Source organism: bacterium (assembly GCA_037128595.1).
Taxonomy (GTDB): Bacteria; Verrucomicrobiota; Kiritimatiellia; order CAIKKV01; family CAITUY01; genus JAABPW01.
In genome coordinates, this window is sequence record JBAXWB010000016.1 from 58867 (window position 1) to 80907 (window position 22041).

Genomic DNA, 22041 nt, shown 5'->3' on the forward strand with positions numbered 1-22041 from the left:
GAATACCCATGCGCTTTTTAAAACATCTGGGACGGTTGCTTAAGGAGTTTGGGGATTTTGCCTGGCATAACAAGGCCTGGTGGATCATCCCGGTGGTTCTGGTTCTCCTCCTGCTGGGAATCTTTATCGTCGCCGGCCAGGCCGTGGCACCGTTCATCTATACGCTGTTCTAAGTCTGATAAAACAGGTTTTGACAGAGCAAAACCCTCCATTCAGGAACGTGAAATTCTTTTAATGGAGGGCGCCGCTCTGTCGGCGCCGGGGGCTCACGACCGCTTAATCAAGCTGGCATCCAGCTGGAGCAGGTAGCGTTTCCGGTACCAGACAAAGCCGAACAGGTCGAAAATCGTCCGGGGCAATCGCTTCATGTTGGTATACTTCGAGGCCCCCATGGTCCGTGCGCGGTGATCCACGGCGACTTCCTTGATTTTCCGGCCATTGAGTTTGAAATAGGCAGGCATGAAGCGGTGTACCCCTTCCACATGCGGCAGGTCGCTGACGCAGGCCTTGCGGAACACCTTGAGGCTGCAGCCCGTGTCACGGATGCCATCATGGGTCGCCCAGTTGCGGACGCGATTGGCGAGGCGTGAGCCCACCCGCCGGGCCCAGGTGTCCTTGCGCTTGGCCCGGAACCCGCACACCGAGTCATAACCGTTGAGTTCCTCGAGCATGCGGGGGATATCGGCCGGATTATTCTGAAGATCCCCGTCAATGGTCACCAGAATGTCGCCGGCCGCCATCTGGAGCCCGACAAGCATCGCATGACTCTGGCCGCGGTTCTGGTCGTAGTGAATGCCCCGGACCGTTGAGAAGCGGGTTTGCGCTTCCAGAATGCGGGCCCAGGTCTCATCGCGACTGCCGTCATCGACCAGCAGGACTTCGAGATTGGGAATCACGCTGTGGAGTTTGTGCAGTTCTCCGGCAAGGGGCAACACATTGTCCTGTTCGTTATAGACCGGAGCCACAATGGAAACGTTCATAGGGGTTAATACTCCTGTGCAGGGATGTACTGGTCGGAAAAAGTGAGATCCAGATTCACCAGGCGGCGGCCGCGTTCCTCGGAGGCGCGCAACGCGCTGGCCAGGGTGACCAGTTTGTGTTCGACCTTTTGCCGGAGATCGGGAAGATTCTGATCCATGTTTTCCCACCCGACTTTGATCTTTTCGCCCGCCGTCAGGTGCATCTCGAGATAGTCTTTGGTGCTCACGTCAAGGGTGGCAATTTTAATCTGCTCTCCCAATTTCGACCGGTTACAGAGATCGATGATTTCAATCGCATTCATGGCCGATTGGTCGACGCGGGCGCCGGGCTTGAGGCCTGCCTCGGAGCCGGTGATCACGGGATAATCGCGGCCGCCCGCCCGGAGATTGAACACGCACCCCTCGCGGTCCACGGCTAGCGTGCCCCAGCGGCCCAACCGGGCAAGCGGGATCCGCTCGACGACCTCAATGATCAACGTGTCGGGGAGATGGCGTTGGAGTTTGACCGATTTGGCGATGGGGGCCTTGCGCAGGAAATCGGAACGCAGGGAATACAGATTTGAGGAAAACAGGTTGGTCCCTTCGCCAATGCGCATATACTCCCGGACATGCGCCGGGGAGATCGTAGGGCCCTCAATATGAATCTCAAGCTTTTGAATCGTATATTTCGGGTTTTCCCAGAACAGCACGGCCCCGAGTTTCCAGGTCAGCAGGGCCCCCATGCCAATGGCAATGACGCCTGCCAGTGGAATCCAGACGATTTTCGGCAGGGGCGGTTTTTTGTCGTTCAACCGCTGGTCGCGCCGGGTATTGATTTTCGAGGAATCGCCACGGCGCCCTTTATCCGAATCCGCCCCATCCTTCTGCTTAAACCACATGGCGTCCTCCCACAGGCGGTGAGACCTTCGATTCCAGCGTGGCCATTTCCATAATCTGCCGGCAGAGCTCAGGGAATCCGATTCCCGCCGCGAGCGCCGCCTCCGGGAGCAGGCTGGTTTCCGTGAAGCCGGGAATATTATTGAGTTCCAATACGAACAATTCGCCGGATTCGGTCAGCCGGAAGTCCACCCGACCCAAGCCCCGGCAACCGAGCGCGTTAAAGGTATGGAGGGCAATCGCCCGGGCTCGGTCCGCTATCTCCTGATCCAGGGGGGCCGGGCAGAGATGCCGGGAATGGCCCTTGCTGTATTTGGCGTCGAAATCGTACCAGCCGTCCGGTGCCAGAATTTCGATGGCGGGCAGGGCGGTCTGGCCCACGATGCCGACCGTCAATTCACGCCCCGGAATAAAGGCTTCAGCGATAATTTCGCCGTCATACCGGAGCGATTCACGAAACGCGGCGGCCCATTCCTCCGGGCGGCTGACTTTAAAGATTCCAATGGTTGAGCCCTGACAGGGCGGCTTGACCACAATCGGCAGGGGGAGGGTGAGGTGTCCGGCCGGGCCAAGGGTCTCGTAAGGCGCGGTCGGAATACCGGCCTGTACGAACACCGCTTTGCTTAGCCGCTTGTCAAAAGAGATCCGGCTGGCATTCGGGCCGGAGCCGGTGTAGGGGAGGTGTCGGGCCTCGAGGAGTGCCTGGATCTGGCCATCCTCGCCAAACTCGCCATGCAGGGCGACAAATACGGCGTCGACGGGCTCAGGAAGCTCCAGGGACCGGCCTGTGACATCCACTTCAATCACGTCATAGCCTGCGGCCCGCAGGCCACCGGCCACCGCGGTTCCGGACTTCAGGGAAATGCTGCGTTCCGAAGAGGGCCCGCCCTTGAGGACGGCGACTTTTTTAAATTGTCCGGGTTTTGCTTTCACGGTTTATCCTGAAACTAAAAATTGACGGTTTATTAAATAACGGCTGGCGCCGCTTGTCACAAGAAAATTATGAGGGGAGCTTGGGGGCGGGCGGGGTTAAATATAGAGTTTTAGAACGGCCTCGCCGGTATCCCAGCGCTTTAAACGGTTGATATCGGTGGTGAGTTGAGCCCATTGCGCTGAAAGTTCGTCGCGGGCCGGGTCATCCGTGGCGGCGTGAAGCTGTTGTTCTACCTGGATACGCCGGGTCTGCAGTTCAGTGCGCCACATTCCCAGGATCAGGCCTTCAACGGCCTGGCGGTCATTTCCTTCCAGTCCTGCCTTGTGGGGGGCGCTCAGGACCTGGGCGGCAAAGGTGGACAGGTTGCGATCCGCATCGTCCCGTTCCGTGAGCAGTTGCATGACATCCACGCCTTCCCGTGAACTATCCCGCAGCACCTCGAGAAAGGCGCGGCAGGTGGGGTCGGTGATCATGGTGAAGGGGAGAAAGAGTTCCATGATGGTGACCAGGTCCGGATTGGTGCCAAGATGTTCCGCCAGCAGTACTTCGCTGACCGGCCGCTGGACGGGGGCAGGCTGGGTGCCGGTGTCGGGGGCAGGGGGCGGGGCATTTCGCCGGAGGTGCCGGAGTTCGACATTCAGGGCATCCGCGGAAACGCCCAGCCGCCGAGCCACGGTCTGGACCAGGACGTCGCGCTGGATGGCGTTGGGGCTCTGGCTGATCGTGGCCAGGGCCGCCCGGCTGACCTTCATCATTCCCACTTCGGAGCGGATGTCCTCCTGGCTCAACAACAGGTTCAGTTGGAAGTCGATGGCAGGGACCGCCTGGGAGAGGGCTTTGGCGAAGGCGGGCGCCCCCTGCTTCAAAATGAGCGAATCCGGATCCTCGCCCTGCGGCAGGCTGGCCACCCTCACGGCCAGTCCCATCTGCATGAAGACGGCAGACGCCTTGAGCGCGGCGTTGCGTCCGGCATCATCAGAGTCAAACACCAGTACCACGCCATCGGCGTACCGCTTCAGCATGCGCGCGTGATCCTCTGTGAAGGCGGTGCCCTGGGCGGCCACCGCGGTTTTGAATCCCGCCTGATGGCAGCGGATCACATCAATCTGGCCTTCACAGATAATCGCCTCGCGGGTTTCAACGATTTCCCGGCGCGCGCGGTCAAGGGCATAGAGGATATGGCTTTTCCGGAATAACGGGGTTTCCGGGCTGTTGACATATTTGGCGGCCTTCGGGTCTTGCAACAGCGTGCGTCCGCTGAAGGCCACAATCCGGCCCTGCTCATTGCGGATGGGAAACATGATCCGGCCCCGGAACCGGTCGTAGTAGGGCTGGGAGCCGCGATCCTCCTCCCGCCGGATGAGCAGGCCGGCGAGATCCAGTTTCTGAAGCGCATGGCCCTTTTTGAGCGCCCACTGCAGGAGAAAGTCCCAGGAATCCGGGGCGTAGCCGATCATGAAGTCTTCAATGACTTCCGTCGTGAGCTGCCGTTTGTTCAGATACTCCCGGGCGATCAGGGCATCAGGGTTCTGCAACAACTGCCGGTGGAAAAGCGCCGCGGCTTCTTCATGGATGGTCAGCAGGATTTCCTTGTCTGCGGAGGGTTCCGAGCCCTTTTCGAACTGAAGGGGAATGCCGGCTTTTTCGGCCAGGATCTTGATGGCGCCAATGAAGTCGACATGCTCGTAAAGCATCACAAACTTGAACACATCGCCGCCTGCGCCACAGCCGAAACAATGGAAGATCTGGCGTTGCCGGTTGACGTTGAAGGAGGGGGTCTTCTCCTTGTGGAAGGGGCAGAGGGCCTTGATGATGTTCCCCTTCTGCGGCAGGGTGAGATAGGCGTCAATGACATCGACAATATCGCAGCGGAAGCGGATATCGTCCAACACGGATTTAGAGATGAGGCCGGCCATGGGAACGGTTATTCTTCCCATTTCTCGCGCTTGCCGGCGCGTTCCTGACGGGCTTTTTGAATGATCCCCTCGCCGGTTTCCACCCGCGAGGTGAGCTTCTTGATGAGCTCGTTTTCGGCGCCAAGCACTTCGCGGGCGATCCATGATTGTTGGCCGATCGCTACCGGACGATGGTCCTCAGGAAGGACATTGAAAATCACAAAAACCAGCAGGACGAGTCCGGCCGTGGTTAATCCGCCGGCAATGGCGCCGCCAAGCCGGTCGATCCAGGTGGTAAAGGTGATTTTGAGCATGTAGCGAAGGAACGCGTAGAGCATCATGACGGTGAGGATGGGAATCACGACGAGCAGGATCAGGGTGGCCAGCCGGGCCAGTTCCGCCGGCATGGCAAACTGGGAGACCAGCCAGTCACGGGTCGGGGTGAACCCGTTGACCAGGGCCGCCGTGACGGACAGGACGGAGAGGACCATCGCCATCTGCCCTGAGAGGCCCTGTCGGAATCCCATGATGACGCCAATCAGGATGACGCCAATCCCGATCACATCTGCAATGGTGAAGCCTAGGTTTTGCATAATACAGCCTCCGTGCTATTGAAGGTATTTCAGCCAGTTCCGGATTTCCTTGGCGGAGGTTCCGTTCGGATCCAGCTTGAGGTAGGTATTGAACTCTTTGCGTGCAAGTTCCTTTTTTGCGGGGTCTTTTTTGTAGAGGAGCCCGAGTGCCAGATGCGCTTCGGCGTGGCGCGGCGCCTTTTGGGTCAAGGTCGTGAGTTGCCGGGCCGCCTCCGTTTCCAGCCCCTGATCAATCATGACAAGCGCCAGCATGTAGCGGGCGTCGGACATTTCGGGCGTAACGGCCAGCGCCGCTTCAAATTCAATGCGGGCTTGCGCCAGATCCCGTTTGTCACGGAGGAGCAGCCCCAGATTGTAATGGGCGCGTACCAGGGTGGGATCGTTTTGAAGGGCGCGCTGGTAGGCCTCGATGGCCTTATCGTAATTGCGCGCCTGATGATGACGGACTCCCTGGGAAAAGGCTTCGGCCGCCACTTGTGGATTCCGGGGAAGGGCCGCGGAGGGGGCGGGTTTGCGCATTTTTTCGGTCATGACCACTCGCGCAATGACGGTGTGGGAATCGTTTTTCTCGAGGGCCAGATAGCGCTGGAAATATTTTTTCGATTCATTCTGGTTCTTAAGCCAGTCCCGGTTGATCACGCCCAGATTAAACAGGGCGGGCGCATAGGTGGGCATGTCCCCGATCAGCTTCATTAACCGGTCCTGGGCGGCCGGGGCGCCCAGGGTATTTAATTCGACGAGGGCGATGGCGGTCTGGACACTGGGGGAGCGGGGACTACGCCGGAGTGCCTCGGTCAGCAGGGCGGCCGCTTCGGGCCAGCGGCTGTTCTCCATGTGAATACTGGCCGCATATTCCAGTGGTCGCGCATCATCTGGCATTTGTTCCCCTACTTGGAGGAAGCCCGCCAGGGCCTGGTCCTGCTGCCCGTTTTTCAGCTGCACGATACTGAGGTTGATGAGTGCATTGAGATTGGAAGGATCTTCCTGCAAGGCCTGAACCAGGAGTTGCTCGGCTTTTTGAAGATGGCCCTGCTCAATGGCTTTAATGGCGGAGGCCACGGGGTCATGCCCGCAGCCGGTCAGGAACAGGATGACCAGAACCGCGCCCGTGAGTGAATTGAAGATGTGCTTTTTCATGTCTGAATTCCGTGCTTTGTCAGGACTATACCATGCCCCTGCGGGATGGCAATAACGAGAAAACTTGACCGCGGAGGCGCGGAGATTTAGAGAGAGCCGGAAATGCAAATGTAGCGTCTACCCTGCCAAAAAACTCCCCATGGAACGGGAAATAGTATAAAGACAAGAACCCGATAAGGATGACTCAAGTGCAAGACCCGGTACAACAGGATAAAATGTACGGCCCGTTTCTGGTGCAGTGGTTTGATCAGCTAGACTCGACCAATACCCGTTTGCTGGATCAGGTCGACCTGATCCCGGCGCTACCCTCGGGGACCGTCTGGGCGGCGAGGACCCAGTCCGCGGGCCGGGGACGGTTGGAGCGGAAGTGGATTTCCTCATCCAGCGGCAATCTGCTCTTCTCATTATTTCACCGGACCGGGGCAGAGCCGGGGCGACTGCCCTCCCTGACCATGGCCATGGCCATTGCCGTCGACGAGATGCTTCAGACCTTTCAGGTTCACTCCAATCTCAAGTGGCCTAATGACATCCAGGTCAAGGGCTGTAAGATCGCCGGCCTGCTGGCGGAGCGGGCCGGGGCGGAGGGGGTGGTGATCGGGGTCGGGCTCAATATCAACATGACGGCCAGTGAACTGGCTTTGATCGACCAGCCGGCCACCTCCCTGAGGAATGAAACGGGCCGGGTATGGAATGTCGAGGAGGTCCTGGCCGTTCTGCTTGCCACCCATCTGCCCCCCTGGCTTGCCTGCTGGGACCGGAATGGATTTTCCGGGTTGCGGGAGCGGTGGATGCAAGGGTGCGGCGGCCTTCATACGCCTTTGGCGGTCCGTGATGGGGAACGCCGCCTTCACGGCACCCTGGCCGGATTTGGTGAAGAGGGTGAGTTGCAGCTACGCCTCCCGGACGGGACGATTCAAACCGTTTGGGCCGGGGAGGTTGTGGCACTCTGAGCCGGTGGCTCCTTGATTTTCAACTCCACGCGCAGGCGGCTCATTTTCCGGTAAACCCGCAGACGTCGCAGGACGGGCCACCAGCCGTACAGATAGATGTCGATGGGTTTCCACATCGCGACCCAGCATCCCACCGCCAGGCCTTCCCTCAACCATTCCGCGGTGGTGGAGAAGGGGAATTCCCGCCCGAGGCCCTTGCTCAAGGTCAGGCATAAGGCCATGAATGCCACGCCGATGATCAGGCTGATCTGGCCGGTTTTCATAAGTTGCCGCAGTTCACGCCGGGTGGTATCCGCCTTGCTGTGGAAGAAATTCCGGACCGCAAGCTCGGTGAACCGGCGCGGGTCGGGCCCGCCCAGGACCGGCGGTTGCCCCAGATGTACGACCAGGGTGATGGGCATATTGACGGGGAATTCCAACGCCCAACCTTCGATGAACGCTTCGGCGTCGGCGTCCAGATCCTTGTCAATGAACGGCGATGGATCCATTAGATTGAAAAGCTGACTGAGATCATGTAGGCGTAGCTGGACGATGGCCGTCTCGCCCACTTTTTTTCCGCTGATAAGTACTTGGCTCTTATCGCTCATACCTCATTTTTAGCCAGTTTCTTGTCGGATTTCAAGGCTCAACCTCCTTGAGTTCCTCAGAAATATTGCCTTTCGGGGCAAGTCGTTGCATAGTCACCCCCCATTAAGGAGCAGGATGCGAATGAAGATCGGAATTATCGGGGCAGGACATGCAGGGGTGGAGGCGGCCAAGGCAGCGCGTGAGAGCGGCGCGGACGTTACGCTCTTCTCCAATGAACGCGTGGTCCCTTATTACCGTCCACGACTGGTGGCCCTGGCGTTTGGTCAGGCTGATTTCCCGGCCATTCAAATCAAGCCGCTGGACTGGTATGCCCAGCAAAAAATCGAACTGAGGCTCGCGACAGAAATCTCCGGACTCGATCCCCTGAACTTCCGTGTGTCCACGGCGCAGGGCGTGGAATCGTTTGACGGGCTCGTCATCGCCATTGGCAGTATCCCGGTATTACCTCCGTTTGTAAAAGACGGGGGCGGCTTTATCTGGCCTCTATGGAATGTGCCGCATGCCGAGGCGATTCGCGGCCGTCTAGGACCGGGCAAGCGGCTGGTGGTGGTCGGGGGTGGGATTCTCGGGATCGAGGCGGCGTTGCACGGGGTGGAGGCGGGAATGTCCGTGACCATTGTCGAGTTGATGAACCGGTTGATGCCTGCCCAATTCGGCGCCCGCGCGTCATCAGCCCTGTTGCGCGGCCTGGAGGAACGCGGGATCCGCGTGTTACTGGGACACGGCATTGCCTCTGCCAAGCCGGGAGCCGCTTCGGTGACTCTGGGGTTGGATAACGGGGCGCCCCTGGAAGCGGAGGTGTGTCTGGTGTCCATCGGGGCCAGACCGGATAAAACCCTCGCGATCGCGGCCGGACTCGCCTGCGAGCGGGGCGTGTTAGTAGATGAGACCCTGCGGTGTCCGTTCCTGCATTGTTATGGGGCTGGCGATATGATTCAGTTTGAAGGCGTCACCCGCTGTTCCATGAAAGAGGCGTCGGCCCAGGGAAAGTTAGCGGCCCTCAACCTGATGGCGGCCTTACAGGGTCGGGCGGGACAACCGTATAAACCTGAAACCATTCCCCTGACATTCCGTTCCAAGAATTTTGAAATCTATGCCATTGGCGAGGTGTCCTGCGCCGGTTCGGAAGAACAGATCCTGGATGGCTCCACCGAAACGCTGATCCGGGCATTGGTCGTGAAAGACGGGGTTCCCGTTGGCGTGCAGATGATCGGGACACGGGAAGGCTTCGATTCGTATGCCGCCGAAGTGAAGAAGGCGAAGAAGACGTAAGACGTGAGATGTAAGAGGCGGGAGGGGTTACGGGGAAGGTTTGGGCTTCCAGAGTTTGCATCCGACGTCGACGATGGCGCTGGGAACATCTTTGACATCGGTGCTTTTTCCGTGTTCCATGAACCATTTGCAGCCGCAGGGAAAAACGTTGCCGCCCAATTGGCAATACTGGCACGACCAGCATGATTTTTTTTCTAATGACATCGGGGCACGGTATCAAATATCGTGAAAAGCACAATGAGAGTATGTGTACTGGGAAGCGGAAGTGGCGGAAATTGCACTTATGTGGCATCCGGATCAACGGCCATTTTAATTGATGCCGGATTGAGCGGGCGCGCCACCGGGTTGCGTCTGGCTGAATGTGGAACCTCCGTGGAGTCCATTCATGCCATCTGTGTGACTCATGAACATAGCGATCACACCTCAGGTCTGGCGGTGTTGCATCGTGGCGGAAAGGTCCAGCTATTCGCCAACCACGCCACGATTGAAGGGATCGAGGCCCGGGTCGGGGCTGGCAAAAAATTGCTTTGGAATGTTTTTTCAACAGGCGCCAATTTTAAAATTGGGGACCTCTCGATTGATCCCTTCTCGGTCCCTCACGATGCCTATGATCCGGTGGGCTTTATCGTTCGCTGTGACGAAACCCGCGTGGGGGTGGTCACCGACATGGGCATGGTCACCGGCTTGATTCGGGAGCGGCTGCGGGCGTGTAATGTGCTCGTGGTGGAGTCCAATCACGACGAGCAGATGCTGAAGGATGCGGATCGTCCCTGGCATCTCAAACAACGGATTAGCGGGCGGCAGGGTCATCTCTCCAACCAGCATGCGGCCGAATTGCTGACGGAAATCGCAGGGCCTCATCTTAAAGCCGTGTTTCTCGCCCACCTGAGTTCGGAATGTAATTCACCTGAACTCGCCTTGCAAACGGTTACGGCCGCATTGAAGGAAAAGGGGCATTCCCACGTTCGCGTGGTGGTGGCACCTTCTGATCGGGTGAGCGAGCTGTGGGAGGAATGAAATGGGTTTTATCTTTCGCATGCGATAATTAATTAGGCGCGAAAATTATAGTGTTAAGAAAATAACAATATCTTCTTGCGTATTATGCCGTTCAGGCGTAAATATTCAGACGTTTTTTAATTTCGTTCTTCAAGGTGTATTCCATACTCCCTTTATAGGGTGGACTATGCCGTGGAACAGGTGTCAAGGGTCCGGTAGAGGTAACATACTAGAAAGGTTCAGTAAGTTCATGAATAGGTTGCGTTCACAGTGGTGGGTACGTTTGTGTGTGGCGTTGGCGGTCTTTGGATTCGGGGCAGGCGCGGCAATGGCCAGCGAAGCTGACCTGAATCTTCCTGATCTGGGAGCAGTTCACTTTTCCGCATTGGGCGGCATTTCCGGAACGAGCCTGATGTTGATCGGGATCGGCGTCTGTTTTCTCGGCTTGGGCTTCGGGTTGATCCAATACGTCAAAACAGAGAAACTGCCGGTACACAAGTCGATGAGCGACGTGTCGGCGATCATCTGGGAAACCTGCAAGAGCTATCTGGCCCAGCAGGGAAAATTCCTGGCGATCCTCTGGGCGCTGATTGGCGTCTGTATGATTTACTATTTCCTGGTTCTGCAGAAGATGCAGTGGGGAAGTGTGATGTTGATTCTGGCGGCCTCGGTACTGGGTATTCTCGGTTCCTACGGGGTGGCCTGGTTCGGCATGCGCATCAATACGTTTGCCAACAGCCGGTCGGCCTTTGCCGCGTTGCGGGGCACCCCCTGGGACGCTCTGGCCATTCCGATGCGCTCGGGTATGAGCGTGGGAATGCTGTTGATCACCGTGGAACTGTTCTTCATGATCTGCATCCTGGTGTTCCTTCCCTCCGAGTTGCGCGGTCCCTGCTTTATCGGGTTCGCCATCGGGGAATCCCTGGGGGCATCGGCCCTCCGTATCTGCGGTGGTATTTTCACCAAGATTGCGGATATCGGTTCCGACCTGATGAAGATCGTGTTCAAGCTTCCTGAAGACGATCCCAAGAATCCCGGTGTGATTGCCGACTGTACCGGTGACAATGCCGGCGACAGCGTTGGCCCGACGGCTGACGGGTTTGAAACCTACGGGGTGACCGGGGTTGCGCTGATCACGTTCCTGGCCTTGGTGCTCGGGGCCGGTACGCTCTGTGCCCAGATGATCGTCTGGATCTTCGTGATGCGTATTCTGATGATCATTTCCGCCCTGGCCGCTTATACCGCCAACGACATGCACTTCACCTCGAAGTTGAAGAATGCCAAGGAATTTGACCCGGAGCATCCCCTGACGGTGTTGGTGTGGTTGACCTCCATTGTCTGTATCATCGTCACCTACATCGCCAGCTATTTCCTGTTGGGCGACATCACGGTGCCCAAGACGATCGCGGGTGTGGTCACCCAGGTCGCCCAGCCGAACCTCTGGTGGGTGCTTTCCACGATCATTTCCTGCGGCACGATTGCCGGAGCCCTGATCCCCGAGTTCACCAAGGTGTTCACCAGCACGAACGCGATCCATGTGAAGGAAGTGGTCACCGCCTCCAAGCAGGGGGGCGCCTCCCTGAACATCCTGTCAGGGTTTGTGGCGGGTAACTTCTCGGCGTTCTGGGAAGGTCTGACCATGCTGGTGCTGATGTTGGGTGCGGCCTTGTTGGCGGGTCACCCGGCAGTGGCCAGCTTGATGCCGGCCGGTCTGGAATTTGCGGCCCCCATCTTCGCGTTCGGTCTGGTCGCCTTCGGGTTCCTGGGCATGGGCCCGGTCACCATCGCGGTCGACAGCTTCGGTCCGGTGTCGGACAATGCCCAGTCGGTGTACGAACTGAGCCGCATTGAGTCCATCCCCGGCATTGAGAAGGAAATCGAGAAGGAGTTCGGGTTCAAGCCTGACTTTGAAAACGCCAAGCTCAACCTGGAGCGGAACGATGGCGCGGGCAATACCTTCAAGGCGACTGCCAAGCCGGTGTTGATCGGTACCGCCGTTGTCGGGGCCACGACCATGATCTTCGGCATCATCCTGATGCTCGGCAAGACCAAGGCGTATGAGTTGGCGAAGGCGGCAGCGGACAAGGCCGGCGTGGCCTTTGACCATACCCTCGCGCTGACGGCCGCCCAGACCACGGACGGGGTCAATTCGGTGATCACCAGCCTGAGTCTGGTGCAGCCCGAGATCGTCCTCGGCCTCCTCATGGGTGGTGCGGTGATCTACTGGTTTACCGGTGCGGCCACGCAGGCGGTGGTGACAGGGTCCTATCGCGCAGTGGTGTACATCAAGGAGAACATGAACCTGAACGCCGAGACGGCTTCGATCAAGGACAGCAAAGAAGTGGTGAAGATCTGCACGATTTACGCGCAGAAGGGGATGTTCAACATCTTCGTCGCCATCTTCTGTTTCGCCTTGTCGCTGGCCTTCTTCAATCCGTTCTTCTTCATTGGCTACCTGATCTCCATCGCCTTCTTTGGTCTGTACCAGGCCATTTTCATGGCGAACGCCGGTGGCGCCTGGGATAACGCCAAGAAGATCGTGGAAGTCGATCTGCGGGCCAAGGGCACGGATCTGCACGCGGCCACCGTGGTAGGCGATACGGTCGGTGACCCCTTCAAAGACACCTCGTCGGTGGCGATGAACCCGATCATCAAGTTCACGACCCTGTTCGGTCTGCTGGCGACGGAAATTGCCGTGGCCATGACGAACTCGACCATGAAGTATGCCATCGGCGCCGTGATCTTCACGGTGGCGCTGGTCTTCGTGTACCGGTCGTTCTACTGCATGCGCATCCCCGAAGACAAATAATCTGAAGTTCAGATGAACGTCTCACCCCCGCGCCGGCGACGGTAGCGGGGGTTTTTGTTTTTTTTGACAAGGACGGCAGGGGTATGGTTCCATGAGCATTATGAAGGTGACCTTTTTAGGAACAGGAACGTCGGTGGGGATCCCCGTGATCGGGTGTGACTGCGCGGTATGCCGTTCGCCTGACTTGCGCAACCGGCGCCGGCGCTCGAGTGTGTACATCGAGGCGGCGGGCTTTCATGTTGTCATTGATACCTCCCTGGATTTTCGGGAGCAGGTGCTCGAGTATCGCGTGCCACGGATCGATGCCGTGTTGATTACCCATTCCCATGCCGATCATATTTTCGGGTTGGATGATATCCGCAGGTTTAACACGCTTCAGGGGAGCAGCATTCCCGTGTATGCGTCAACCAGGACGATTGCCGATCTCAAGCGGATTTTCTCCTATGTCGATCAGGCCGTTCCCGAGCCCGGTGTGTACCGGCCGCAGATTGTGTTTCAGGAGAAAAAGGGACGGTTTCAAGTGGGGCCCGTGACGGTGGATGCCTTGCCCGTGCTCCATGGCCGGACCGAGACCTATGGCTATCGACTGGAGTGGGAGGGGCGGACAGTCGGATATGTCCCTGACTGCAAGGAAATGCCCGCCGAGACGGTGGCGGCGTTCAAAGGCATCGATGTCATGATTCTGGACGGGTTGCGGCATGTCGACCATCCGACCCATCTGACCGTGGCGTCGGCGCTCAGTTTGTTGGGCAAGATCGGCGCGAAACGCTCCTATCTCACTCACATTTGCCATGACCTGGATCATGAAGAAACGCAGGAAACGCTACCGCCGGGCATCTTCCTGGCCTGTGACGGCATGACGCTGGCCTGGTAAATCACAAGGGTTTTGCTCTGTCAAAACCTCTTTCTCCCTCCTATACTCATCCCATGAATCTGCAACATGGTGTATTTGTAACCGGGACGGATACCGGGGTGGGAAAGACCTTTGTGGCGGCCGGACTGCTGGCGGCCTTCCGGGCGGCAGGCCGGAATGTGGCCCCCATGAAGCCCGTACAAACCGGATGTCGCCTGCGCAAGGGGAAGCTGATGGCTCCGGATTTAATGGCCTCTCTCAAAGCCGGTGGGATGCGTGTGTCTGCGGCTGAAAAAGTCGATATGGCCCCGTATTGTTTCCAGCCGGCGTGTTCTCCTCATCTGGCCGCCCGCCTGGCCGGTCAGCGGATCTCCCTGAATCACATTGAACGCGCCTATCTCCGGCTCAGCCGCATCTATGACGGGGTGATTGTGGAGGGGGCGGGCGGCGTGCTCGTGCCGTTGAATGCGAAGGAATCCATGCTCGACCTGATGCGGCACCTGCAGCTTCCGGTGCTCTTGGTGGCCCGGGCCGGACTGGGCACGATCAATCAGACCTTGCTCTCACTGCGGATTCTGAATGAAGCCAGACTCTCGGTGTTGGGCGTGGTGTTGAATCAGGTCAGCCCGGGGCGCTGGGGCCAGATCGAGGACGATAACCGGCGTACGATTGAGCGGCTGGGTCAGGTCAAGGTGTTGGCCTGTGTCCGGTATGAACGTTAAGGCTGGATGCGAACCACTTTTGTGCCGGGGGGGATCTCGAGGGTGAGGTGGCCGGCCAGTTCCGAGAACCCGCCTTTGGGAATGCAGCTGAACCGTAACACCGGTGTTCCATTCGTTTGGCTCCAACTGGCACTATGCCGGATCCGGCTCCAAGGCCAGCCAAAGCCCTGTACCTCACCTGTGATGATGATGCGGTCTGGATGGGCCATGGCGGGCTTTTGTTCAACCAGGCAATAATCCGGAAAGGGCTGTCCCGGAGTGGCGACCACCAGTTCAATCATCGGCAGGTTTCCCGGGGGAATCGGTTCATTATAGGCAATTTCCAAAAAAGCGGGAGTGCCGAGAAGAACGGCGGCAATGGCACCCCCTGCCAGGGGCGGCGCCAACCAGAGCAGCCATTTGGTTCGCCACCGTGAGGTCAAGGGCAGGGTGTCCGGATGGTCTTCATGGAAAGGGATTTTCAGGACAAAATAGTAGAGGATCCAGGCGGCCAGACAGGGGAAGAGGGCGGACCAGACGACATCGGATGCGAAGTGGGCACCTGCCGCCATGCGGGCGATTCCAATCAGCGTCCCATAGACCATGGCGCCGGCCAGAAGCGATAATCGAATGATTTTTTTACGGCGCCGTGCCAGGAAATAAACCACCACAAAGTAATACCCCATGGAGCTGTGCCCACATGGGAACGATTTACCGCGTCCCCCCACGCCCTTCTCATGAAAGCACTGGTAGTCCATCCGCCCCCCGAACTCGCTGATCATTTTCGGCCGGGGCCGCCCCCAATGATCTTTAAAAACCGTGTTGACCAGAAAACCGGGGCCGATGACCAGCGTGAGAAAAAGGAATGCCGCCTGGCGGCGCCATTTCATCAGGGAGGGGCGATACCGGGCTATGACGAGAATCCCCAGTCCTATCAGCGCGGTGACCAGGCCAGGCCAAGTGCCAAAGGTGTAAAGGAATTTGATGAATCCGTTAAACTCAAACGGCCAGGGGTGGGTGAACGCGGGGTTATAAAACCAGGAGGTGATCCTGAGATCCAGTGCAGGCGTGAGAAAAGGAACGGTCGCGGCAACGGCTAACAGGAGGATCCACGCCAGATCGGGGAGCCAGAGTCGGCGGTAGTGAGATGGGGAAGACTCAATCACAGCGCTTGATGAGGTACATGCCCAGGCTGGTCGCGAGGACGACCGGTATCCACAATATGAAGTGGGGCTGGGTCCAGGGGTATTTGGTCAGGGTTTCGGCCACAATCACGAAGAGATAGAAGGTGAAGATCAGGCCCAGGCTGATGCCGATGCCGATGGTGGTTTCCTGGCGATGGGTTTTGGTAGCGAGCGGGGCGCCCAAAAGGACAAAGACAAAACAGGAGATGGCCATGACCAGCCGTTTGTTGAATTCCACCTTGAGCGCCATGTCCTGCTTGATAAGGCCGGCGTCATCCATTTCTGGATAGGACTGCATGAGACTGCCGCGGGTCTCGATGATTTCGTCCAGGGTCATGTCGCTTTTCCGCTTTATTTTTCTGGAAGTATCCTGTCCTGTCATCCGTGACAGATCAATCGAATAGGGGAAGTGGCTGGCGGTACCCGCTCCCGGCTTGTCCTCGTAAAAGGGATCGATCCGCACATCATACAGGTCAATCAGGATGCTCTTCTTGTCGTCGGCGGAAGAAACGGTACCGGATCGTGCCCGGATCTCGCGGGCAGGCGAGGTTTTCTGTTTGGCCTGATAGATGATGATGTCCTCGATCTTATTATCACGCTTGCTGCCGATGTAGAAGGTCATCCCTGGAAAATCGCGGATGGGCCGTCCTTCTTCAATCAGTTGCAGGGGGGATTCCAGGCCTAACTGGCGCAAGGTATCCCGGCGCGTATGGGTGCTCTCGGGGATCAGGGAGGCATTGAGGTAAAGGCAGACAGCGGACATCAGGAGGGCAAAGAGGATAGGTTGCCGCATGATTTGGAGCATCCGGATGCCACTGCTTTTCATGGCCGTGATTTCGCCGTTGGCGGAGAGTTTGCCGAACGTCAGAAGCGCGGCGGTAATGACACTGAAGGGGATGGAGAAGCCGACAGCGGATGGCAGCCCGGCCAGGAAAATCTTGCCGATCAGATAAAGAGAGCCTCCCATGGCGATGGCATCGGCAATGCGGAAAAGGACCATGACGCACATGACAAACGTCAGCACGAGCAGGGTCATCACAAACGTGACCAGGTAACTATTCCGAACGTATCGTGAAACAATGCGCAAGTCGGGCAATCTCCTCAAACGGTTCCGTTCTTATACTGGTGGACAGGGGCTCAAGTCAACGCGGAAGGGAGGCTATTTGGTATGGGGTTCGCGCCAGGGCCCGCGATACTCGTAGGCAAAAAAGACCCGGCCGTAAAAACGGGAACGTTCAATGAGTTGAAAATAAAGCGCCTTCTCCCATACCCAGCGCTCATTCCCCAGCAGGATCGCCGGCCTGCCGAGCAGCTGCGGATTCCCGAGATCCGTGTCAGGGAAGTAGTCGTAAGAGGATTCCCGCCCGCCCATATAGCTGTCGGCACTGCACACACGGGGATGACCCTTGCCATAAAAGGCCAGCAGGGCCGCCTGGCCATAGGTTGAGGCAATATAGAAGGGTTCCTTCCCGGTGTCCCGGGCCAGTTCGCCGGCCGCGCGTTCCACACTGGCGGCAATCTCCTTGAAGCCGGTGATGCGTTTCAGTATCGGTCGAGTGTCAATGGTGTAGCCGGGGAGCTGGAGCCCATTGACGGCCGCGATGGGATATTTCCCTAGTGCGATAAAGAAAAGACTTACGAGCCCGATTCCGGCGGTCCAGTGCCAGAGCTTGCGGGTCAGGGCATCAGGCCTAGGCTGAGTGGCCAGAAAACAGGCCAGGGGAACCAGGAAAATAGTGAATCCGGCCGCCGGCCAGTTGAGTTTGACATCGGTGCGTGAGGAAATCAGCAGGTAGAAAACCAGAACAGGGATGGCCGTGTGTAGGGAATAGGAGCTGATGTTTCTGAATTCCGTCTGCCGGTGCTGCGGTTTGAAAGCTTCGCGCAGGGCCTGGAACAGCAGGAAGGACGCCGGGGGTGCCAGAATGGCGAACGGATAGATCAAATAGGAGAGCGTCCAGAGGGGATTGTAGGGCCACCCCGTGTGGGCCGGGGCATCGCCGCCCGGGAGGCGGGTGGCGCCGATCAGATGGGCGAGGGTGGGCCAGTCCCGTTGGGCGTTCCAGATCGTGATGGGAAGGGAGAACAGGACCACTCCCGCGAGGACGGCCAGCAGGGCGGCCCCCCGCTGTGTCCGTGAGTACACACCATGGCGGAACAGGTAGATCAGGATGCCGGGCAATGCCAGCAGCATGGTATATTTGCACAGCATCCCCAGTCCAATCAGCGCACCGAGCAGGAAGAACCCGGCGGCGGAGGCTGTTGGCTTTTTCGAGATCTGCCAACCTGCGAAGGCGGCCGTGATCCAGCAGACGTAGTAGAGCCCGTCCGTGGTCATGAATTGGGCGGTCCCCTGGAAGACCGGGATCAGGTTGAACAGGAGGAAGGCAAACCAGCCGGCCCGGAGGTTGCCGCCTGAGGCGGACCAGGCGAAGCGCGCCAATAACAGACTGGCGGCAAAGGAGGCCAGCGCGGCTGGAAGCCGCACCGCCCACTCGGTGATACCGAAGAGATGGACGCTGGCGGCAATCAGCCAGGCGACGGCCGGGCCCTTGCTGTAGTAGGACCAATCGAGGCGCCGGGACCAATCCCAGTATTGTGCCTCATCGGGGACCAGGTCGTAAGGACAGACCCAGATCAGGTAAGCCGTGCGAAGAAACAAAAGGGCCATGGCGGCGAGCAGAATACCCGCCCATCCATGAGCCCAGCGTGTCAAAGGGTGATTTGAAATCGACATCAGGACCTATTTCAAACCACGCTTGACCATCATCACCATGTCCTCCATGAGATTCTGCAGGTCTTCCTCATGCGTCACCTCGTCCTGAAGAATCTGCAGGACCATGTTGTAGGTCACGGGATCGCGGTCCCGGCTGAACTTGAGCAGTTCATTGTAGTGCTTGATGGCGCATTGTTCGCCGCTGATGTTCTGGTCGAGGACCACCTTGACGTAGGGATCCTTGGGGGCGGCGTAACCGCAATGGGTCAGTTTCAACCAGACTTCCGGGCTGAGGGCGGGGGTCCCCCCGAGCTGGATGATCCGGTCGGCGTCCAGGCCGGCGTGGCGGAGTTCATCCGCGGCATGCTGGATCAGTTCTGCCATCACGGCATCTTTCATGGGGCCTTTGACGACCTTGGCCCCGAGCCAGTACTGGTAATAGGCCAGCCACTCGTCACAATAGAGCTTGTTCAGCATGGCGATGATCTTGTCCACATCCTTGCCCACAATCTGTCTTCCTGCGGTACCCATGGTGTTCTCCTGTTTTAGATGGCTTGAGTGGTCTGTTCTTTTCCAGACACCTCAAACAGTAATGCGGTTTTGGAAGATCGTCAATGGTGCAGTCGCACCGAATTCAGACCGGCTCGATGACCACGCGTTTGCCTTGGGCGCGGAGCTTGTCGGCGAGGAGGGGGACGATGGTGGCGCGCGGTAATACGCCGCGTTGTTTGAAGCTGATGTGGTTGAAGGCGGGGTTGAGGCTGCCGCCCATGATGAAGTGGATCCGGTCTGCGGCCCTCATAAAGTGGAAGAGCTGGGTGACGCCGCTCTCCTCATCAAATGTCTCCGGATCGGCATCAAGGATGTTGTAGACCTGATTGAGCGTCATGGCCCCCTCGGTCAGCAGGTCAATGCCCTCCAGCCGGGAACTGGGCGGGGCAATGAGACTCTCGTCCGTCTGGTCAAGGATCAGGGGTTTGCCGGTGAAATCCGAGACGATCCGTGCGGTGGTGCCGCCGCAGATGGCCTTCCAGCCCGTCGTATCAAGGAACCGTTGAACGACTTTGGCATCCTGGTGTGGCACACTGGGCGGGCCGGTAAAAATAGTGAGGGTCTTGCTGGGGCGGCACGAGGCCAGCAGAACGGTCTGGTCATCCGTGGTGCCGCCATCCCCCAGCCGGACCGCCTCCTGCATGATGAGGGGGGGGAGTTGCTCCAGCGTGTCGTGGTCAGGTTGACGCTGGGTCAGGAATCGGGCCACGCCCTCCACGCCCCAGGCCTGATGGAAGCGGGTGCCTATCCCCGCCTGGGTAATGCCGTCGCTGACCAGGATAATGGCCTCATCGGGTTGCAGGACGCAATGGGTTTCCAGCAACAGGGCCTTTCCCACCGTAAGGGAACGGGTGGGCAGGGGCGAGGTCGTCCGTCGGGAGTACAGCAGAGGGGGGGGGATTTCGTAGGAGAGGGCGGTCATATTACCGTCGTTCAGGATCCGGGCGGCGGTAAAGGCGCAATAGGTCGTGGCTTCCGGTTTGGCCTGCTCCATGGTCGTGGCCACCTCGGAGACGGCGTGGCGCAGGGAAAAGCCGTTCTGGATCAGCGTGCGTAGACGGGCGGCACACAGGGTGGCGGCAATGTTGGCGCGGATGCCTGAGCCGATGCCATCACAGAGCAGCAGCAGCGTGGCATGCTCGTCACGGTCACATAACACCACATCCCCGCAGACATCCCCGGCATGCTTGGCCGTCTGTGCAATCTGGGTTTCAATATGGATATCGCTTTTGGCCATGTGGGCTTCAGCCTATTTAGTCTTTGGTCCCGGGGCATCCTTGGCGATCCGGCGCAGGTTCTCCACAAGTTTCTCGCCATGGGCCGTGCTTTCGCCGAGAAACTTGGCCATCGTCTGGGCCATGGTGATCTGGTGATTCAGAAGGTCCTGTGCCTGCCGCACGGTCTGGGCGCGCATGGCATCCAGTTTCTGCTGGCTGTCCCGGCTGTTGGTGATATTGACGAAAATCCCCACGACCTGCCGGTCCTCCGGCAGGCTATAGATGATCTGGTGGCAGGTCAGCCCGTATTTGCTGTGTTCCACCACCGTCTCCAGTTTGCTGGCGCGGCCGGCGGACACCTGTTCGAACGGCTCGGGATCCATGAGATAGGAGACCGGTTTGCCGCAGACCGCATCGGAGCACATGAAGAATTTCCGGAAGGCCGGGTTCATGTTGAGAATCGTCAGATGCTCATCCACGATAATGATGCCGTTGGGGCTGGTCTCAATGATGCGGTCGCGCCGTTGTTCGGCCAGGCGCCGCATATAGGGGATGCACATTTCCACCTCGGCCATGCCGCGGACCACTGCAATGGCCTTGTCGCGACAGGACCCATAGCCGCAGGCCCCGCAATTGAGCTCCTCTTCCGGGCTGGTCTTGCCGGTGAGGCCGAGGACCCGGCGGATCTCTGATTCCGGTACCTCCTGGGCCCAGCGCGGGCTTTCCGTGAAGAGGGTGGCCAGCTGGGCGTCCGGCAGGTTGGGGCGCGGGCCGTTGGCCGGATGGCTGCCGGCATAGGCGCTCAGCTGCTGGCGGCGGGTGAAGACGGGCGCGGCTTCGCCCACCAGGGCCGGCCCGTTGATACAGCCCTGATGGCAGAAGAGTGGCTCCAGCAGGAAGGGGCCGGCGGTGGGGTCATGGATCGTATCCAGGACATCGCCGAGTTCCCCGGCGCCGGTGACGGTGATGACGCGCGGGCTCAGGACATCGGTCTCAAGGCCGCCGGTGTGAGCGGCGCCCCCGGCCAGGGGAAAGAGCCGGGCTCCGCCCGCAGGCTGTTCATCGAAATTGCTCTCCTCGCAGCGTGACAGTTCAATGCCGGCCGCCGCCAGCCAATCGCGCAGTTCCGGGAAGGTGAGGACGCAGTCGACCGCGCCGGCCAGTTCCGGGCGTGATGCCTCGAACTTCTTGGCCACGCAGGGCCCGATAAAAATGACTTGCGCGGCGGCACCCAGCCGGGTTTTGAGATGGCGGGCATGGGCGATCATGGGGGAGACCACCGGAAGCAGCCGGTCCACCAGGTGCGGGCGGTACATCTCCACATACCGGACCACGGCCGGGCAGGCCGTCATGATGCGCGACTCGTCCTGATGCCGGGTGGCGAGTTCGGCGGTGCGGCGGGCTACCTCAAAGGCCCCTACGGCCGTTTCTGACACAAACGTGAAACCCAGTTTCCGCAGGGCCGAGGGCAGGCGGAGCCGTTCCCATTCCGAGAAGACGGCGGCAAAGGCCGGCGCCACACTCGCGGCGATGTGCCCGGTCTTCTCCGCCATCAGCTGGCGGGCCCGCGCCAGATCCTGGCGGAAGGTCTTGGCCCCCTGCGGGCATTCGCGGATACAGGTGCCGCAATTGATGCAGAGGTCGTCGACCACAAAGGCCTGTCCCTCCTTCATCCGGATGGCCTTCACCGGACAGACGCGGACACAGCGGTAGCAGTCGCGACATCGTGCCTTGTTGGTGAAGACGACCTGTCCGGGTTTGTCTGTGCTGACCATGGGATCCTTTCTG

20 protein-coding genes are annotated in these 22041 nt (G+C 59.0%); 7 read left to right on the forward strand and 13 right to left on the reverse strand.

Annotation, left to right across the window (positions count from 1 at the left end; genetic code table 11):
- The first annotated feature begins 8 nt into the window (after positions 1 to 8).
- On the forward strand, positions 9 to 173 hold the full coding sequence (locus tag WCS52_11200) for a DUF5989 family protein (protein MEI6167751.1): 165 nt from the start codon (positions 9 to 11) through the stop codon (positions 171 to 173).
- Positions 174 to 266: 93 nt separating this feature from the next.
- Here WCS52_11200 and WCS52_11205 read toward each other — a convergent pair whose 3' ends face one another.
- The 6 genes from WCS52_11205 to WCS52_11230 form a co-directional block, all read right to left on the reverse strand.
- The gene (locus tag WCS52_11205; GenBank protein MEI6167752.1) at positions 267 to 980 is read right to left on the reverse strand and encodes a glycosyltransferase family 2 protein; all 714 of its coding nucleotides are present in this window, start codon (positions 978 to 980) and stop codon (positions 267 to 269) included.
- 5 nt (positions 981 to 985) lie between these two features.
- Entirely contained in the window at positions 986 to 1858 is an 873-nt protein-coding gene (locus tag WCS52_11210) for an FtsQ-type POTRA domain-containing protein (GenBank protein MEI6167753.1), read from the reverse strand.
- A complete protein-coding gene (locus WCS52_11215) occupies positions 1848 to 2789 on the reverse strand; it encodes a D-alanine--D-alanine ligase (protein MEI6167754.1) in 942 nt (313 codons plus the stop codon). The genes WCS52_11210 and WCS52_11215 overlap by 11 nt, the downstream gene beginning before the upstream one ends.
- Before the next feature lie 96 nt (positions 2790 to 2885).
- On the reverse strand, positions 2886 to 4727 hold the full coding sequence (gene dnaG / locus WCS52_11220; protein MEI6167755.1) for a DNA primase: 1842 nt from the start codon (positions 4725 to 4727) through the stop codon (positions 2886 to 2888).
- Positions 4715 to 5278 (reverse strand): CvpA family protein, encoded by a 564-nt coding sequence (locus WCS52_11225; protein ID MEI6167756.1) that lies wholly within the window; start codon positions 5276 to 5278, stop codon positions 4715 to 4717. Before WCS52_11225 ends, dnaG begins: the two co-directional genes overlap by 13 nt.
- Positions 5279 to 5293: 15 nt before the next feature.
- The gene (locus WCS52_11230; protein MEI6167757.1) at positions 5294 to 6415 is read right to left on the reverse strand and encodes a tetratricopeptide repeat protein; all 1122 of its coding nucleotides are present in this window, start codon (positions 6413 to 6415) and stop codon (positions 5294 to 5296) included.
- Positions 6416 to 6603: 188 nt separating this feature from the next.
- On the opposite strand from WCS52_11230, the gene WCS52_11235 reads away from it, so the two are divergent.
- A complete protein-coding gene (locus WCS52_11235; protein MEI6167758.1) occupies positions 6604 to 7365 on the forward strand; it encodes a biotin--[acetyl-CoA-carboxylase] ligase in 762 nt (253 codons plus the stop codon).
- Here WCS52_11235 and WCS52_11240 read toward each other — a convergent pair.
- Positions 7329 to 7952, reverse strand: coding sequence for a hypothetical protein (locus WCS52_11240; protein ID MEI6167759.1), 624 nt, complete (start codon positions 7950 to 7952; stop codon positions 7329 to 7331). The genes WCS52_11235 and WCS52_11240 overlap by 37 nt on opposite strands.
- A 121-nt stretch (positions 7953 to 8073) precedes the next feature.
- Between WCS52_11240 and WCS52_11245 the strand changes: the two genes are divergently transcribed.
- The 5 genes from WCS52_11245 to bioD all read left to right on the forward strand — a co-directional run bounded on the left by WCS52_11245 (position 8074) and on the right by bioD (position 14605).
- Positions 8074 to 9225, forward strand: a complete 1152-nt coding sequence (locus WCS52_11245) for an FAD-dependent oxidoreductase (GenBank protein MEI6167760.1) — start codon at positions 8074 to 8076, stop codon at positions 9223 to 9225.
- 237 nt (positions 9226 to 9462) lie between these two features.
- Complete coding sequence (locus WCS52_11250) at positions 9463 to 10242, forward strand: MBL fold metallo-hydrolase (GenBank protein MEI6167761.1); 780 nt, start codon at positions 9463 to 9465, stop codon at positions 10240 to 10242.
- A 229-nt stretch (positions 10243 to 10471) separates the two neighbouring features.
- Complete coding sequence (locus WCS52_11255; protein ID MEI6167762.1) at positions 10472 to 13030, forward strand: sodium-translocating pyrophosphatase; 2559 nt, start codon at positions 10472 to 10474, stop codon at positions 13028 to 13030.
- Between the two features lie 91 nt (positions 13031 to 13121).
- Positions 13122 to 13904 (forward strand): MBL fold metallo-hydrolase, encoded by a 783-nt coding sequence (locus WCS52_11260; protein ID MEI6167763.1) that lies wholly within the window; start codon positions 13122 to 13124, stop codon positions 13902 to 13904.
- Between the two features lie 53 nt (positions 13905 to 13957).
- Positions 13958 to 14605, forward strand: coding sequence for a dethiobiotin synthase (gene bioD, locus WCS52_11265; protein MEI6167764.1), 648 nt, complete (start codon positions 13958 to 13960; stop codon positions 14603 to 14605).
- Here bioD and WCS52_11270 read toward each other — a convergent pair.
- From WCS52_11270 to WCS52_11295, 6 genes are all read right to left on the reverse strand, one after another.
- Entirely contained in the window at positions 14602 to 15750 is a 1149-nt protein-coding gene (locus WCS52_11270; protein ID MEI6167765.1) for a phosphatase PAP2 family protein, read from the reverse strand. The genes bioD and WCS52_11270 overlap by 4 nt on opposite strands.
- Positions 15743 to 16855, reverse strand: a complete 1113-nt coding sequence (locus WCS52_11275) for an LptF/LptG family permease (GenBank protein ID MEI6167766.1) — start codon at positions 16853 to 16855, stop codon at positions 15743 to 15745. The genes WCS52_11270 and WCS52_11275 overlap by 8 nt, the downstream gene beginning before the upstream one ends.
- A gap of 72 nt (positions 16856 to 16927) precedes the next feature.
- Positions 16928 to 18505, reverse strand: coding sequence for a glycosyltransferase family 39 protein (locus WCS52_11280; GenBank protein ID MEI6167767.1), 1578 nt, complete (start codon positions 18503 to 18505; stop codon positions 16928 to 16930).
- Between the two features lie 6 nt (positions 18506 to 18511).
- A complete protein-coding gene (locus WCS52_11285; GenBank protein MEI6167768.1) occupies positions 18512 to 19015 on the reverse strand; it encodes a ferritin-like domain-containing protein in 504 nt (167 codons plus the stop codon).
- A 103-nt stretch (positions 19016 to 19118) separates the two neighbouring features.
- Positions 19119 to 20273, reverse strand: coding sequence for a PP2C family protein-serine/threonine phosphatase (locus tag WCS52_11290; protein ID MEI6167769.1), 1155 nt, complete (start codon positions 20271 to 20273; stop codon positions 19119 to 19121).
- A 12-nt stretch (positions 20274 to 20285) separates the two neighbouring features.
- A complete protein-coding gene (locus WCS52_11295; protein ID MEI6167770.1) occupies positions 20286 to 22028 on the reverse strand; it encodes a [Fe-Fe] hydrogenase large subunit C-terminal domain-containing protein in 1743 nt (580 codons plus the stop codon).
- Between the last annotated feature and the right edge of the window lie 13 nt (positions 22029 to 22041).